This is a genomic window from Aquamicrobium ahrensii (assembly GCF_040545755.1).
Lineage (GTDB): Bacteria > Pseudomonadota > Alphaproteobacteria > Rhizobiales > Rhizobiaceae > Mesorhizobium > Mesorhizobium ahrensii.
Genome location: NZ_JBEPMN010000005.1, coordinates 191139 through 205390 on the forward strand (window position 1 = coordinate 191139; position 14252 = coordinate 205390).

At 65.1% G+C, this 14252-nt stretch carries 14 protein-coding genes; 9 read left to right on the plus strand and 5 right to left on the minus strand.

Going from position 1 to position 14252, the window contains the following annotated elements:
* Positions 1 to 61: 61 nt before the first annotated feature.
* From ABID44_RS09425 to ABID44_RS09445, 5 genes are read left to right on the plus strand one after another with little or no spacing between them, the layout of a single operon-like run.
* Positions 62 to 2386 (plus strand): bifunctional salicylyl-CoA 5-hydroxylase/oxidoreductase, encoded by a 2325-nt coding sequence (locus ABID44_RS09425; RefSeq protein WP_354151449.1) that lies wholly within the window; start codon positions 62 to 64, stop codon positions 2384 to 2386.
* A complete protein-coding gene (locus tag ABID44_RS09430) occupies positions 2383 to 3162 on the plus strand; it encodes an SDR family NAD(P)-dependent oxidoreductase (protein ID WP_354151450.1) in 780 nt (259 codons plus the stop codon). Before ABID44_RS09425 ends, ABID44_RS09430 begins: the two co-directional genes overlap by 4 nt.
* A gap of 4 nt (positions 3163 to 3166) precedes the next feature.
* Positions 3167 to 4009, plus strand: a complete 843-nt coding sequence (locus tag ABID44_RS09435) for an enoyl-CoA hydratase family protein (RefSeq protein ID WP_354151502.1) — start codon at positions 3167 to 3169, stop codon at positions 4007 to 4009.
* A 3-nt stretch (positions 4010 to 4012) separates the two neighbouring features.
* A complete protein-coding gene (locus tag ABID44_RS09440; protein WP_354151451.1) occupies positions 4013 to 5215 on the plus strand; it encodes an acyl-CoA dehydrogenase family protein in 1203 nt (400 codons plus the stop codon).
* Positions 5212 to 5661: a RidA family protein gene (locus tag ABID44_RS09445; RefSeq protein ID WP_354151452.1), complete on the plus strand. Its 450-nt coding sequence runs from the start codon at positions 5212 to 5214 to the stop codon at positions 5659 to 5661. Before ABID44_RS09440 ends, ABID44_RS09445 begins: the two co-directional genes overlap by 4 nt.
* A gap of 97 nt (positions 5662 to 5758) precedes the next feature.
* Here the strand turns inward: ABID44_RS09445 and ABID44_RS09450 are convergent, their stop codons facing one another.
* The 5 genes from ABID44_RS09450 to ABID44_RS09470 form a co-directional block, all read right to left on the minus strand.
* Entirely contained in the window at positions 5759 to 6475 is a 717-nt protein-coding gene (locus ABID44_RS09450) for a helix-turn-helix transcriptional regulator (RefSeq protein WP_354151453.1), read from the minus strand.
* Between the two features lie 113 nt (positions 6476 to 6588).
* The gene (locus tag ABID44_RS09455) at positions 6589 to 7179 is read right to left on the minus strand and encodes a DJ-1/PfpI family protein (RefSeq protein ID WP_354151454.1); all 591 of its coding nucleotides are present in this window, start codon (positions 7177 to 7179) and stop codon (positions 6589 to 6591) included.
* Positions 7180 to 7203: 24 nt separating this feature from the next.
* The gene (locus ABID44_RS09460; RefSeq protein WP_354151455.1) at positions 7204 to 7464 is read right to left on the minus strand and encodes a hypothetical protein; all 261 of its coding nucleotides are present in this window, start codon (positions 7462 to 7464) and stop codon (positions 7204 to 7206) included.
* Positions 7465 to 7548: 84 nt separating this feature from the next.
* Positions 7549 to 9312, minus strand: coding sequence for an SLC13 family permease (locus tag ABID44_RS09465; RefSeq protein ID WP_354151503.1), 1764 nt, complete (start codon positions 9310 to 9312; stop codon positions 7549 to 7551).
* A 104-nt stretch (positions 9313 to 9416) separates the two neighbouring features.
* On the minus strand, positions 9417 to 11324 hold the full coding sequence (locus ABID44_RS09470; RefSeq protein ID WP_354151456.1) for a propionyl-CoA synthetase: 1908 nt from the start codon (positions 11322 to 11324) through the stop codon (positions 9417 to 9419).
* Between the two features lie 137 nt (positions 11325 to 11461).
* Between ABID44_RS09470 and ABID44_RS09475 the strand changes: the two genes are divergently transcribed.
* The 4 genes from ABID44_RS09475 (at position 11462) to ABID44_RS09490 (ending at position 14242) form a co-directional block, all read left to right on the plus strand.
* On the plus strand, positions 11462 to 11623 hold the full coding sequence (locus ABID44_RS09475) for a hypothetical protein (RefSeq protein WP_354151457.1): 162 nt from the start codon (positions 11462 to 11464) through the stop codon (positions 11621 to 11623).
* A gap of 226 nt (positions 11624 to 11849) precedes the next feature.
* The gene (gene rplS / locus ABID44_RS09480; RefSeq protein ID WP_354151458.1) at positions 11850 to 12398 is read left to right on the plus strand and encodes a 50S ribosomal protein L19; all 549 of its coding nucleotides are present in this window, start codon (positions 11850 to 11852) and stop codon (positions 12396 to 12398) included.
* A 123-nt stretch (positions 12399 to 12521) separates the two neighbouring features.
* The gene (locus ABID44_RS09485; protein ID WP_354151504.1) at positions 12522 to 13319 is read left to right on the plus strand and encodes a transporter substrate-binding domain-containing protein; all 798 of its coding nucleotides are present in this window, start codon (positions 12522 to 12524) and stop codon (positions 13317 to 13319) included.
* 107 nt (positions 13320 to 13426) lie between these two features.
* The gene (locus tag ABID44_RS09490) at positions 13427 to 14242 is read left to right on the plus strand and encodes an amino acid ABC transporter permease (RefSeq protein ID WP_354151459.1); all 816 of its coding nucleotides are present in this window, start codon (positions 13427 to 13429) and stop codon (positions 14240 to 14242) included.
* Positions 14243 to 14252: the final 10 nt, after the last annotated feature.

Below are 14252 nucleotides of genomic sequence, written 5' to 3' on the forward strand. Positions count from 1 at the left end.
GATCTTTCCTTGTCCGGCGGCGCCGACGCGATGCGTCCGGCCGATGACGGGAGGAACCAGCATGCGCATTGTCTGCATCGGAGGCGGGCCGGCCGGTCTCTATTTCGCCCTGCTGATGAAGAAGCAGAATCCCGGGCACCATGTCACCGTGGTTGAGCGCAACCGGGCCTTCGACACATTCGGCTGGGGCGTGGTGTTTTCCGACGCCACCATGGAATCGATGCGCGAGTGGGACCCGCAGACAGCCGCCACCATCGAAGACGCCTTCAATCACTGGGACGATATCGAGCTGGTGTTCAAGGGTCGCAAGATCCGCACGACCGGGCATGGTTTTGTTGGCATAGGCCGCAAGAAGATGCTCAATATATTGCAGGAGCGCTGCCTCGAACTCGGCGTCGAACTCGTGTTCGAGCATGAGGTTCAGAGCGACGATGAGTTCGCCGACGCCGATCTGATCATCGCCTCCGACGGCGTCAACTCCCGCATTCGCGCCCGTTACGAGGATGTCTTCAGGCCCGACATGATGATGCGTCCGAACCGCTATATCTGGCTGGGCACCGACAAGCGCTTCGACGCCTTCACCTTCGATTTCCAGCGCACCGAACACGGCTGGTTCCAGGCGCATATCTACAGGTTCGACGACAACACCTCGACTTTCATCGTCGAGACCACCGAGGACGTGTTCAACGCCCACGGCATCGGCGAGATGGATCAGGACCAGTCCATCGCATTTTGCGAAAAGCTGTTTTCCGGGACGCTGGACGGCGCGCGGCTGATGAGCAACGCCCGCCATCTGCGCGGTTCGGCCTGGCTCAACTTCGGCAGGCTGATCTGTGAGAAATGGAGCCATTTCAACGGCGACAGCCATGTGGTGCTGATGGGCGACAGCGCCCACACCGCGCATTTCGCCATCGGTTCCGGCACCAAGCTGGCGATCGACGACGCCATCGAACTGACGCGCCAGTTCAACGCGGTCGGCCATGACGCGAAAAGCATCCCGGCGGTTCTGGAGGCTTATGAGGAGGTGCGCCGCGTCGATGTCGCGCGCATCCAGAACGCGGCGCGCAACGCCATGGAATGGTTCGAAGTGGTGGGCGAGCGTTATGCCGACCGGCTTGAGCCCGAACAGTTCATGTATTCCATGCTGACCCGCTCGCAGCGCATCAGCCACGAGAATCTGCGCCTGCGCGACAGGGTCTGGCTGGAGGACTACGAACGCTGGTTCGCGAAGCGGGCGGGTGTCGATCCCACGCCTGACGGCAATGTGCCGCCGCCGATGTTTACGCCTTACAAGGTGCGCGGGCTGACGCTTCGCAACCGGATCATCGTCTCGCCCATGGCCATGTATTCGGCAACGGACGGGCTTGCCGGCGACTTCCATATGGTTCACCTCGGCGCGCGCGCCATGGGCGGCGCGGGCCTTGTTTTCCCGGAAATGACCTGCACTTCCGCGGATGCGCGCATCACGCCGGGCTGTCTCGGCCTGTGGAACGAAGATCAGGCGCAGGCGCTGAAACGCATCGTCGATTTCGTGCATGGCCAGACGCCGGCGAAGATCGGTATCCAGCTTGGCCATGCCGGCCGCAAGGGATCGACGCAGCGCGGCTGGGAAGGCATGGATCAGCCGGTGGAAGAGGGTGGCTGGCCGCTTCTTTCGGCATCCGCCATTCCCTATCTGCCGCATTCGTCGCTGCCACGCGCCATGACACGGGAGGATATGGACCGGGTCGTGGCGGATTTTGTCGCGGCTGCGGAAAGGGCGGCGGCGATCGGTTTCGACATTCTCGAACTGCACGCCGCGCACGGCTATCTGCTGTCGTCCTTCCTGTCGCCGCTCACCAATACGCGCAACGACGACTATGGCGGCAGTCATGAAAACCGCGCCCGCTTTCCGCTGGAGGTGTTCCGCGCTGTCCGCCAGGCATGGCCGCAGGAGCGGCCGACCTCCGTGCGCCTTTCGACGACCGACTGGCATGAGGGCGGCAATACGCCCGATGACGCCGCGATTTTTGCAGCCATGTTCAAGCAGGCGGGAGCCGATCTCATCGACTGCTCGACCGGGCAGGTGGTGACCGACGACAAGCCCGTCTATGGGCGGCTGTGGCAGACGCCGATGTCGGACAAGATCCGCAACGAGGTCGGCGTGGCGACCATCGCGGTCGGCGCGATCTCGGAAGCCGATCACGCCAATTCCGTCATCGCCGCCGGCCGCGCCGATCTGTGCGCCATCGCCCGCCCGCATCTGGCCGATCCGTCCTTCGTGTTGCACGAGGCGGCGAAGATCGGCTTCGAGGGCGTCGAGTGGCCCAAGCAATATCTGTCGGCGCGCTCGCAATATGAGAACAATCTGGCGCGCGCGGCGGCCGAAGCGGCGGGCCGGAAATGAACCGCTCAGGCCACGCCTTCGTCACCGGAGCCGGCACCGGAATCGGCCGCGCGATTGCGCTGGCTCTGGCCGCCAAGGGGTTTGCCGTGACGCTGGCCGGGCGGCGGGCCGAGCCGTTGCAGGAAGTCGCCGGAAACATAGAGGAAGGGGGCGGAACCGCCCTTGTCGTCGAGGGCTTCGACGTGACCGACGAGCAGGCGGTGGCGGCCGGCGCGGCACGCGCGATCGCAGCGCTGGGCGAGGTTTTCGTGCTGGTCAACTGCGCCGGCGAAGCGCCGTCCGCCCCCTTCGAGAAGACCGATCCGGCGCTGTGGAACCATGTCGTCGCGGTAAATCTTACCGGCGCCTATCTGGTCACCCGCGCGCTGCTGCCCTCGCTGCGCAAGGCTGGTTCGGCACGCATCATCAACATCGCCAGCACCGCCGGCATGACCGGTTATCCGTATGTGTCCGCCTATTGTGCGGCCAAGCATGGCGTGGTTGGGCTGACGCGGGCGCTGGCGCTGGAACTGGCGCGTACCGGTATCACGGTCAACGCCGTCTGCCCCGGCTTCACCGATACGCCGCTGCTTGATGCGGCGGTCGAGACGATCCGGGACAAGACCGGCCGCAGCGGTGACGAGGCGCGCGCGTCGCTGGCGCGGGCGAACCCGCAAGGCAGGCTGATTGCGCCGCAGGAAGTGGCCGACGCCGTGCTGTGGCTTGCCGGCGAGGGCGCAGGCGCAATCACCGGGCAGGCCATCGCGGTCGCTGGCGGTGAAGTGATGGGAGGTTGATATGATGACCAACGCCATGCAGGCCAAGCTCAGGCCGTTCAGGGATTTCCAGCCGAAGCATTTCCGCTTTGAGACGGACGAAGATGGCCGCGTCGCCACCATCACGCTCAACCGGCCGGAAAAGAAGAACCCGCTGACCTTCGAAAGCTATGAGGAACTGGGCGATCTGTTCCGGGCACTGGCGCGCGCCAGCGACGTGCGTTGCGTGGTGCTGACGGGCGAGGGCAACAATTTCTGTTCCGGCGGCGACGTGTTCGAGATCATCGAGCCGCTGACCAACATGAAGATGCCCGACCTTCTGGCCTTCACCCGCATGACCGGCGATCTGGTGCGCCAGATGCGCGCCTGTCCGCAGCCGGTGATCGCGGCGGTGGACGGCATCTGCGCCGGAGCCGGGGCGATCCTCGCCATGGCGTCCGATTATCGCCTCGCCACGCCGGAGGCCAAAACCGCGTTCCTGTTCGCGCGCGTTGGTCTCGCCGGCGCGGATATGGGGGCCTGCGGGATTCTCCCGCGCATCATCGGGCAGGGCAGGGCGGCGGAACTTCTGTTCACCGGACGAGCTATGACCGCGGAGGAAGGCCACAACTGGGGTTTCTACAATGAGATTGCCGGGCGTGACGCCCTGCTTGGCCAGGCGCAGGCCTTCGCCCGCAGGCTCGCCGACGGTCCGTGGTTCGCGCATTCCATGACCAAGAAGATGCTCGACCAGGAATGGTCGATGGGCATCGGGGAAATGCTGGAATCGGAAGCGCAGGCGCAGGCGATCTGCATGGCCACCGGCGATTTTCGCCGCGCCTTCGAGGCTTTCGCGGCGAAGGCGAAGCCGGACTTCAAGGGGAGCTGAGCCATGGCCCATGCGTCTTCGGCCAAGGCGCCGCCTCGCGATCATCTCGACTGGCCATTCTATGGCGTGGAGCACCGGGCGCTGGCGGTCGAGGTCGATGCGTTCATCGCCGGCGAGGGTCTGGGGACGATCGATCATCACGACGTTGACGCCGCCTGCAAGGCGCTGGTCAGGCGGCTTGGGCAGGCCGGCCTCCTGCGCCATTGCGTGCCGCTGGCCTATGGCGGCGTGTCGCCGGAGATCGACGGCCGCTCGCTGTGCATCCTGCGCGAGACGCTCGCCCATGAGGACGGGCTGGCCGATTTCGCCTTCGCCATGCAGGGGCTGGGGACCGGCGCGATCAGCCTTTCGGGACACGAGGAGCTGAAACGGCGGATTTTGCCCCGAGTGGCGAAAGGGGAGCTGATTGCGGCTTTCGCGCTGACCGAGCCCGATGCCGGATCGGACGTTGCAGCGATGAGCTGCACAGCGCGCCGCGACGGCGACGCCTATGTGCTCGACGGCGAGAAGGTGTTCATCTCCAACGGCGGCATTGCCGATGTCTATACCGTTTTTGCCCGCACGGGCGAAGCGCCGGGTACGCGCGGCATTTCCGCCTTCGTGGTGTTCGCCGACACGCCGGGCTTCGTGATTGCCGAGCGCATCGAGACGATCGCCCCGCATCCGCTGGCGCTGATCCGCTTCGAGAGCTGCCGCATTCCGGCGAGCCAGCTTCTGGGAGCGCCCGGCGAGGGCTTCAAGATCGCCATGCGCACGCTCGATATCTTCCGGCCCTCGGTGGCGGCGGCGGCGCTCGGTTTCGCCCGCCGGGCGCTTGCCGAAGCGCTGGCGCACGCCAGCTCGCGCAACATGTTCGGGGTGACGCTGGCCGACCTGCCGACGGCGCAGAGCACGCTTGGCGAGATGGCGACGGCCATCGACGCTGCGGCGCTTCTAGTGGCGCGCACGGCATGGCGGCGGGACGTGCAAAAGCTGCCGGCCACGAAAGAGGCCGCCATGGCCAAGCTGTCGGCGACCGAGAACGCGCAGTGGGTGATCGATCAGGCCGTGCAGATGTTCGGCGGCCGCGGCGTGCAGGTCGGCAACATCGCGGAGCGGCTCTATCGCGAGATCAGGGCGCTCAGAATCTATGAAGGCGCCACCGAGGTGCAAAAACTGATCATCGGCCGCGAGCTGGTGAAAATGTCGAGACAGGAGTCGTCATGAGCGAGATCAGGCCCGCAGAGCAGGCCACGCCCGCAACCTTGCCCCGCACCCCGCATCGCATCCTGCAACCGGAAGGCTGGGAAAAGCCGATCGGCTATTCCAACGGCGTCGAGGCGCGCGGGCGGACCATCTATATTGGCGGCCAGATCGGCTGGAACGGCCAGTACAGGTTCGAGGCGCATGATCTGCCCGGCCAGATCCGCCAGACGTTGGAAAATGTGCTTGCCATCCTGCGTGAGGGCGGGGCCGGCCCCGAGCACATCACCACCATGACCTGGTATGTGACCGACCGAAAGGCCTATTCCGCCTCGCTGAAGGACATCGGCGCGGCGTGGAAGGCGACGATGGGCCGCAATTTTCCGGCCATGGCGGTAGTCGAGGTGTCCGGCCTGATCGAGGATGAGGCGCTGGTCGAGATTCAGGCTGTCGCTGTCGTTCCGGATTGAGCGGCAAGCTCTGGAGATGCCGCCGGGCTGTTGACGAAAACGAGTTCGGTCCGGCGATTTGCGGACCGGCAACCTGCAACAACGGGAGGCGTAGCCGCTACATGCCTCTGGCGCTCGGACCGGTTCCGTAGGTCTCCCTGTCCTCCACGGCGCGATAGAAATCGGCCAGCTGCTTGCCGGGCTCGGGCCGGAAACCGCGCTCGGTTCCGACCAGCGATGTGATGCGGTCGATGCGGAAGGCGCGGAAGTCGTTGCGCATCTCGCACCAGGCGATCAGCGTCCACACCTTGCCCCAGAACCAGAGGCCGAGGGGGCGGATGTCGCGCGCCGTCGTGCGCCCGGCCTCGTCGCAATAGTCGACGGTCAGCACCTGCCGCTTCTCCACCGCGCGCTCGATGATGTCGAGCGCTTCACGAGCCGCATCGCTCACCACCCAGAGCGGGGTGTGGATTTCCGTGCGGGCGATGCGGTCGCGCTCGGCCTGCGGCAGCACCGCGCCGATCTTGACCAGCGCCTCGTCCGCCGCCCGCGCCATGGCCGCGCCGCCGAAGGCGCGCACCATGCGCGCGCCGGCGACCAGCGCCACGATCTCGTCACGCGTGAACATCAGCGGCGGAAGGTCGAAGCCCTCCCGCATCAGATAGCCGACGCCGGCCTCGCCATCGATCGGCACTCCGGTCGATTGCAGGTCGGCAATGTCGCGATAGATGGTCCGTTCGGACACCTCCAGCCATGTCGCCAGCTTGTGGGCGGTGACCAACCGGCCCCCGCGCAGATGCTGCACGATCTGGAAAAGCCTGTCGGCCCTGCGCATGTGATGCTCCCTCGGCGTGTCTGCCCCGAGCCGCCGCCGTCATATACCGACAATCGCCTCTCCGGCGGCTCATGCCAAGCGATAATTGCCATGGCCTTGCTGACAGCATGGTGTCAGGAGTTATTGGCATGCTCTTTCGCGAACAGCGCGCGCATTTCGCCCATCTCGGCCAGCCTTTCGGGAAACAGAAGCGTGAGGAATTCGATAGCGAACGTGCCGGGAGCGGAGCCTGGCGCGGAAACGATCCTGCCGCCGCTCACCGCATGAGGCACGTCGCGATAATGTGCGGAGCCGGCATAGTCCGGCAGGTGGCTTGCGATCCAGTCGCGACCATTGCTGGTGTGGGCGACTTCCCCGAACAGGCCGGCTCGGGCCAGAGCCAGGGTGCCGGCGCAGATGCCGCCGACCACGCCGCCGCGCCGGGCGACGGATTTGAGAAGCGGCGCAACGTCCGGCGCGGCGGCGCCCGTCCACTGATCGGAGCCGATCACGGCGACGGCGTCGAGGTCCTCGTTTTCGTCGGAAACCGCGCTGCGATCGGGCATGAGGCGGAAGCCGGCCGTGGAGGCGACCGGCTGGCCGTCAGGCGTCAGGGAAAAAGCCTGCGCGCCGAACCACTCGACGGCGGAAGCGGCAAGCAGCCCATATTCCCAGTCGGCGAAATTCGGGATGAAGACGAGACCAAGTTTCTTGCGGTCAGGCATGTCGTGACCTTCGGGTTCGCATGTTCAGGCCGGACATTCTGGCGGCATCGGGGGCGATATCCAGCCTTTTCTGCGGGACGGGATCACGCTCGGCATCTCGTCAGACGTCGAATCGGGATGCGCGAAGCGACCGCCGCCGTCCAGATGCAGGTCGGGCCAGCCGATGTCGTACCGGACTTCAGCCGGCAGCGAATCGAGCATGCGAATGGTGCGGATCTCCTTGCGCCGGGTGTGCGCCAGTCGGACATAGCGCACAAGGGCGGAAAAAATGCCGGGGCGGTGCATGGCGGTTCTCCTTCCGGTTTGATGGAAGGCATGTTCGCACAGGCCTGCTGACAGCCCCCTGTCAGCAAGGAAAAGGCGGCTGCATCAAAGCGGCCACACCACCATCAGCATGGGAACCGCTACCACGATCACCATCATGGACAGCGGCAGGCCGAGCCGGGGATAATCCGAGAAGCGGTAGCCGCCGGGGCCCATGACCAGCGTGTTGCACTGGTGGCCGATGGGCGTGAGGAAATCGCAGCCGGCGCCGATGGCGACCGCCATGAGAAACGCCTCGGGCCTGTAACCCAGATTGGTGGCGAAGCCGGCGGCGATGGGGGCCATGACCAGCACTGTCGCCGCATTGTTGAGGAAGGGCGTGACCATCATGGCCGCGATCAGCATGAGCGCCAGCGCGCCATATGCCGGCAGAACGTGGCCAAGATCGGCGAGAAGCGCTGCGATCACGTCGGTTGCGCCGGTGGTCCGCAGCGAATCGCTGACCGGGATGAGGGCGGCGAGCATGACGAGGATCGGACCGTCCAGCGAATCATAGGCTTCCCGCAGCGGGATGGCGCGAAACAACACCATCGCCACGGCGGCGGCAAAGAAGGCGATGGCGACCGGCAGAATGCCCAGCGCGGTCGCGCCCATGGCGGCGATGAGGATGGAAACGGGCACCAGCCCGCGCCGCACGCTGCCCAGCAGCACCTGCCTTTCGGCCAGCGGCAGCAATTCGAAATCCTTCAGGAATTGCGGCAGGGTCTGGCTGTCACCGCGCAGCATGACGATGTCGCCGAAATTGAGCGTGATGGTGCCGAGGCGCTGGTCGAGCCGTTCGCCCTTGCGGGAGACGGCGAGCAGGCTCACATTGAAGCGGTCGTAGAGCATAAGGTGCTGGGCCGACCAGCCGATCAGGCTGGAATTCTTGGTCACCACGGCTTCCACCGCCATGGTTTCGGGGCTGGCGCCCTTGCTGCGTCCGGCGCCGACATGCAGTTTGGCCTGCGCCACAAGTCGGTCGAGCGCTTCCTGTCTGCCTTCGATCAGCACGATGTCGTCCTCGCGCAATATGGCGTCCGGCAGGGGGGCGATGCGCAGGCTGCCTTCGCGCAATATGGCGGTGATGGCGGCTTCGCCCGCGGAAATTTTGAGCAGGGCGGAAAGCGGCTTGCCGGCAATCGTGGAATCTGCCGTGACGCGCGCCTCGGCGGAATAGTTTTCTATGGCGAGCGCGGCGTTGAGGCCGTTGTCGTTGCGCTCGCGCGACGGAACGAGGAAATGGAAGAGGGTCAGGAACAGGCAGCCGGCGACGGTCAGCGCCAGCCCGACCGGCGTGAAGTCGAACATGGAGAAGGCGACGCCCGTCAGATCCTCGCGCAGGCGCGACACGACGACGTTGGGCGAGGTGCCGATCTGCGTCATCAGCCCTCCGAGCAGGGAGGCGAAAGCCATCGGCATCAGGAAGATGGAGGGCGAGACGCCTGAGCGGCGGGCGAACTGGAATGCGATGGGGATCATGATCGCCAGCGCGCCGATGTTCTTCACGAAGGCGGAAAGCACGGCGACGGTGATGACCAGCAGGGCGAGCTGGGCGCGCACGGAACTGACGCCGGGCGCATAGCGCTGCAGCGCATATTCCATGATGCCGCTGCGCGCGACGCCGGCGCTGACCAGCAGCGCGCTGCCGACGATGATGACGATGTCGTCGCTGAACCCGGAAAACGCCTCTTCGAACGGCACCACGCCGACGGCCACCGCCGCCAGCAGGGACAGGGCCGCGACCAGATCGTAGCGCAGGCGACCCGATATGAAGGCCGCCATCATCAGAATGATGACTGCAAACGACAGGGCCTGGGGCAGTGACAGCATGATTTTTCCCGATTGGTAAAGATAAACGCCGACAAGCGGCGTTGATCCCTCAGCACCGGGAAAGATTATGCTGCGATGCCCATGTCAAGCGGCATCATGTTTCAGCGGCTTATTCCGCGCGCCTTGAGCACGGCGTCGATCTCGTCGAGCACGGCCGGATCGTCTATGGTCGCCGGCATCTTCCATTCCTGCCGGTCGGCGATCTTCTGCATGGTGGCGCGCAGCACCTTGCCGGATCGCGTCTTCGGCAGGCGCTTGATGGTCAGTACCGTCCTGAAAGCGGCAACCGGCCCGATGCGTTCGCGCACCAGCGTCACCACCTCCTGCTCGATGATGGAGGTGTCGCGCGCCACGCCGGCGTTGAGAACCACGAAGCCGAGCGGCGACTGGCCTTTCAGCGTGTCGGAAATGCCGATGACGGCGCATTCCGCAACGTCGGGGTGTTCAGCCAGCACCTCCTCCATTGCGCCGGTGGACAGACGATGGCCGGCGACGTTGATGATGTCGTCGGTGCGCGCCATGACGAAAAGATAGCCGTCTTCATCCAGAATGCCGGCGTCGGCGGTGTTGTAGAAGCCCGGAAAGGCGTCGAGATAGGATTTGCGGAAACGCTCGTCCGCATCCCACAGCGTGGGCAGGCAGCCCGGCGGCAAAGGCAGCTTCAGCACCACATTGCCCAGCGTACCCGCCGGCACCTCATGGCCCTCGTCATTCAGCACCCGGATATCATAGCCGGGCATCGGAACACCCGGCGATCCGTATTTGACCGGCAGCATGCCGAGGCCCACCGGGTTCTGGGTGATCGGCGCGCCGGTCTCGGTCTGCCACCAGTGGTCGATGACGGGAACGCCGAGGCGCTGCTCGGCCCATTTGATGGTCTCGGGGTCGGCGCGCTCGCCGGCGAGGAACAGGGTGCGGAAGGTTGACAGGTCGTATTTGCCGATGAACTCGCCCTGCGGGTCCTGACCCTTGATGGCGCGAAAGGCGGTCGGCGCGGTGAACAGGGCCACGACGCCATGATCGGAAATAACGCGCCAGTAGGTGCCGGCGTCGGGCGTGCCGACCGGCTTGCCCTCGAACATCACCGTGGTGCAGCCATGCAGCAGCGGCGCATAGACGATGTAGGAATGACCGACCACCCAGCCGACGTCGGAAGCGGCCCAGAACACCTCGCCCGGCTTGACGCCGAATTCGTTCTCCATGGTCCATTTCAGCATGACCATGTGGCCGCCATTGTCGCGCACCACCCCCTTGGGCTGGCCGGTGGTGCCGGAGGTGTAGAGCACATAGAGCGGATCGGTGGCGGCGACCGGCACACAGGCCAGTTCGAGGCCGGCTTCCTTTTCCTTCGCCACGGCCTCGGCATAGTCGATATCGCGGCCTGCGATCAGGTCGCAGACAAGCTGTTCGCGCTGGAAGACGATGCAGTGCTGCGGTGGATGCGCCGACAGCCCGATCGCCTCGTCGAGCAGTGGCTTGTAGGCGACGAGCCGGTTGGGCTCCAGGCCGCAGGAGGCCGTGATGAGCAGCTTCGGCTGCGCGTCGTCGATGCGGGTGGCGAGCTCGCGGGCGGCGAAGCCGCCGAAGACGACGGAATGGATGGCGCCAAGGCGGGCGCAGGCGAGCATGGCGACGGCCGCTTCCGGAATCATCGGCATGTAGACGATGACCCGATCGCCCTTTGTCACGCCATGTCTGGCAAGCACTGCCGCCAGCGCCATGACTTCCCGTTGCAGTTCCGCATAGGTCAGGCTCTGCTGCGTGCCGGTGATGGCGCTGTCATGGATAAGCGCGGTCTGATCGCCGCGCCCGTTCTCGACGTGGCGATCTACCGCATTGTAGCATGTGTTGCAGGTTGCGCCGGCGAACCAGCGGCCGTAGACGCCCTGATCAGGGTCGAACACCTTTTGCGGAGGAGAGAACCAATCGATCGCGTGTGCAGCCTCCGCCCAGAACGCTTCCGGATCCTGCTTCCACCCGGCGTAGACCTGACGATAACGCGATGTCATGCTTCAAAACCTCCCAAGTTCCTCGCCACGATTTGTAACGGCTGGAAATCGGGGCGTCCATCTGACTAAGGGCCAATGGACGGACTGCCGCAGGGAGCGGTCTTTGACAGAACCGGCCTAGGCTGCTCAAACAGCGCATGACCAAGATCCTCGCCTTCCTCATCCTCGCCATGATGATGGTCCACCTCGTCAAGCCGCTCGGCCTGCCGGGCCTGAAGCGGCGCGCGGATTTCTGGAAGCTTGCGGTGCTGGCGCTGGGGCTGATGGCGCTGGCTGCGGCGGCCAGTCACGGGCGTTGAGCGCAAAGATCGGGCCAACCCCCGTGACAAAGCGACGGGAATGGTGTATCGCCCGGCCGGATCGAAGGAAATGGGTCTTTCGGTCCGGGTCACCCGTCAATACAGGACGGTGTAGCCGCCCCTGCCGAAGGTCTTGAGGACCGACGGCATAGCCCAGCGGTGGGGATACTGCTGCGGCGAGTGCAGGGCGCTCTGGCTGTCGGAAGAACAAGAAGTGGATTTGAAGATGGATATTATCCGTCAGCTCGAGGCCGAGCAGGCCGCCAGGATCGAAGAGAAGCGTAAGCTCCCTGAATTTCAGCCCGGCGACACGGTGCGCGTCAATGTGCGCATCACCGAAGGCACCCGCACCCGCGTGCAGGCCTATGAAGGCGTCGTCATCGCCCGCTCCGGTTCGGGCCTCAACGAGAATTTCACCGTCCGCAAGATTTCCTACGGCGAAGGCGTGGAGCGCGTGTTCCCGGTCTATTCGCCGATGGTCGAGGGCGTCGACGTGGTGCGCCGCGGCAAGGTCCGCCGTGCCAAGCTCTATTACCTGCGTGATCGCCGCGGCAAGTCGGCGCGCATCTCGGAAAACACCGGCGTTCGCGCCCGCAAGCTGAACGAGGCCGAGCGCGAGGCCCTCAACGCCGAGAAGGCCCGCATTGAGGCCGAGAAGATCGCCGCCGCCGAGGCGCTGGCTGCCGAGAAGGCCGCTCAGGAAGCCGCCGAGAAGGCCGCTGCCGAGAAGGCCGCCGCCGAGAAGGCCGCCGCCGAGGCCGCTTCGGCCGAATAAGCAGCCTTTGGCAAGAAATACCGGAAAGGCGGCTTCGGCCGCCTTTTTCGTTGGTTGCAAGGTGCGTTGCGCCGGATAAACTCCCCGCCTGCAAGGGAGAGGAGTGTCATCGTGAACCATCGCATGTCGAACACCGGACTTTTTCTGGCCGGCCTGCTGGCCTTTGTGCTGATGCCGCTCGCAGCCTCTGCCGAGGCGCTGCCGGATCTGGGCGGGCGCAAGGTGGTGGTGGTGACGGAGAACGCCTATCCGCCGCTCCAGTTCGTCGATCCCAGGACCGGCGAGCAGAAGGGCTGGGAATATGACGCGATGAACGAGATCGCGAAGCGGCTCAATTTCGAGGTCGAATACCGCAACGCGTCCTGGGATGTGATGATCCAGGCGGTGGCGGACGGGCAGTACGACATCGGCATGAACGGCATCACCATCAATGACGAGCGCAAGGCCAAGATCGATTTCTCCGGTCCCTACATGCGCTCCGAGCAGTTCATGCTGGTTCGCGCCGACGAGACCCGCTTCACCGACGCCAAAAGCTTCGCCGCCTTTGCGGCCGGGCTGATCGGCGCCCAGCCCGGCACCACGCCTTTTTACACCACGGTCTACAGTGTGCTCGACGGCGATGAGCAGAACCCCCGCATCAAGCTTTTTGAGACCTTCGGCGCCACCATTCTGGCGCTGATCTCCGGCGATGTCGACGCCGTGCTCACCGACGGAACGGCCGGCGAGGGCTATGTCGAGAGTTCGGGTGGCGGGCTGAAGATGATCGGCGGGCCGCTGGGCAGCGAGGATTTCGGTTTCATCTTCCAGAAGGGTTCCGACCTGATCGCGCCGGTCGACGCGGCCATCGCCGCCATGCAGGCGGATGGCGCGATGGAGAAGCTCACCGTCAAGTGGTTCCGCGACTACAAGATGGGCGAGTGAACGACGTTGCGATGACGGCCGCGGCGAGGCTTTTGCCGGCGGCGCTCTGGCCGGCAAGGCGGGAAGGGGTGTAGGAAGCCTTTCCCGAAACAGGCCGAGCCGTCTTCATGCAATCTCCCAGCCGCGCCAAGAAGGCCGATTTTCCCTGGTGGCTGCTGGCCGCCGGAGCGCTGGCGCTTGCGGCCGGCCTCTCGATTGCGGCGAGCGATCTCTACGCCCAGGTTTTCGCGACCGTATCAAAAGGCGTCGGCATCACCGTTTTCGTCACGCTGTCGGCCTTCGTGCTCGCCTCGGCGGGCGGGCTTGGCATTGCCCTGATGGCGCTGTCGCCGTCGGTATGGCTGAGGCAGATTTCGCGCTTCTATGTCGAGATCATACGTGGCGTTCCGATGCTCGTTCTGCTGTTTTGGGTCGCATTCGCCGGTGCGCCGGCGCTCGTCGCGGCATGGAACTGGATAACCTTTCCGTTGCAGGACGCCGGCATTCTCGAACCCGCGATGGTGCGCGATGTGTCGCTGCTGTGGCGCGCCATTCTGGCGCTGGCCCTCGGTTATTCGGCCTTCATCGCGGAAGTGTTCCGGGCCGGCATCCAGTCGATCGACGTCGGCCAGATCGAGGCCGCAAAGGCGCTCGGCCTCACGCGCAGCCAGCGCTTCCGGCTGATCGTTCTGCCGCAGGCGGTCCGCACCATCCTGCCGCCGCTGGGCAACGATTTCATCGCCATGGTCAAGGACAGCTCGCTGGTGTCGGTTCTGGGCGTCGCCGACATCACCCAGATGGCCAAGATCTATGCATCCGGCTCGTTCCGCTTCTTCGAGACCTATTCGATCGTGGCCTATATTTACCTCCTCCTCACCGTCGGGCTGTCCATGGCGTTGCGGGGGCTGGAGCAGCGCATGCGACGCAGCCAGTTGCGCGACTGACGGACGCACC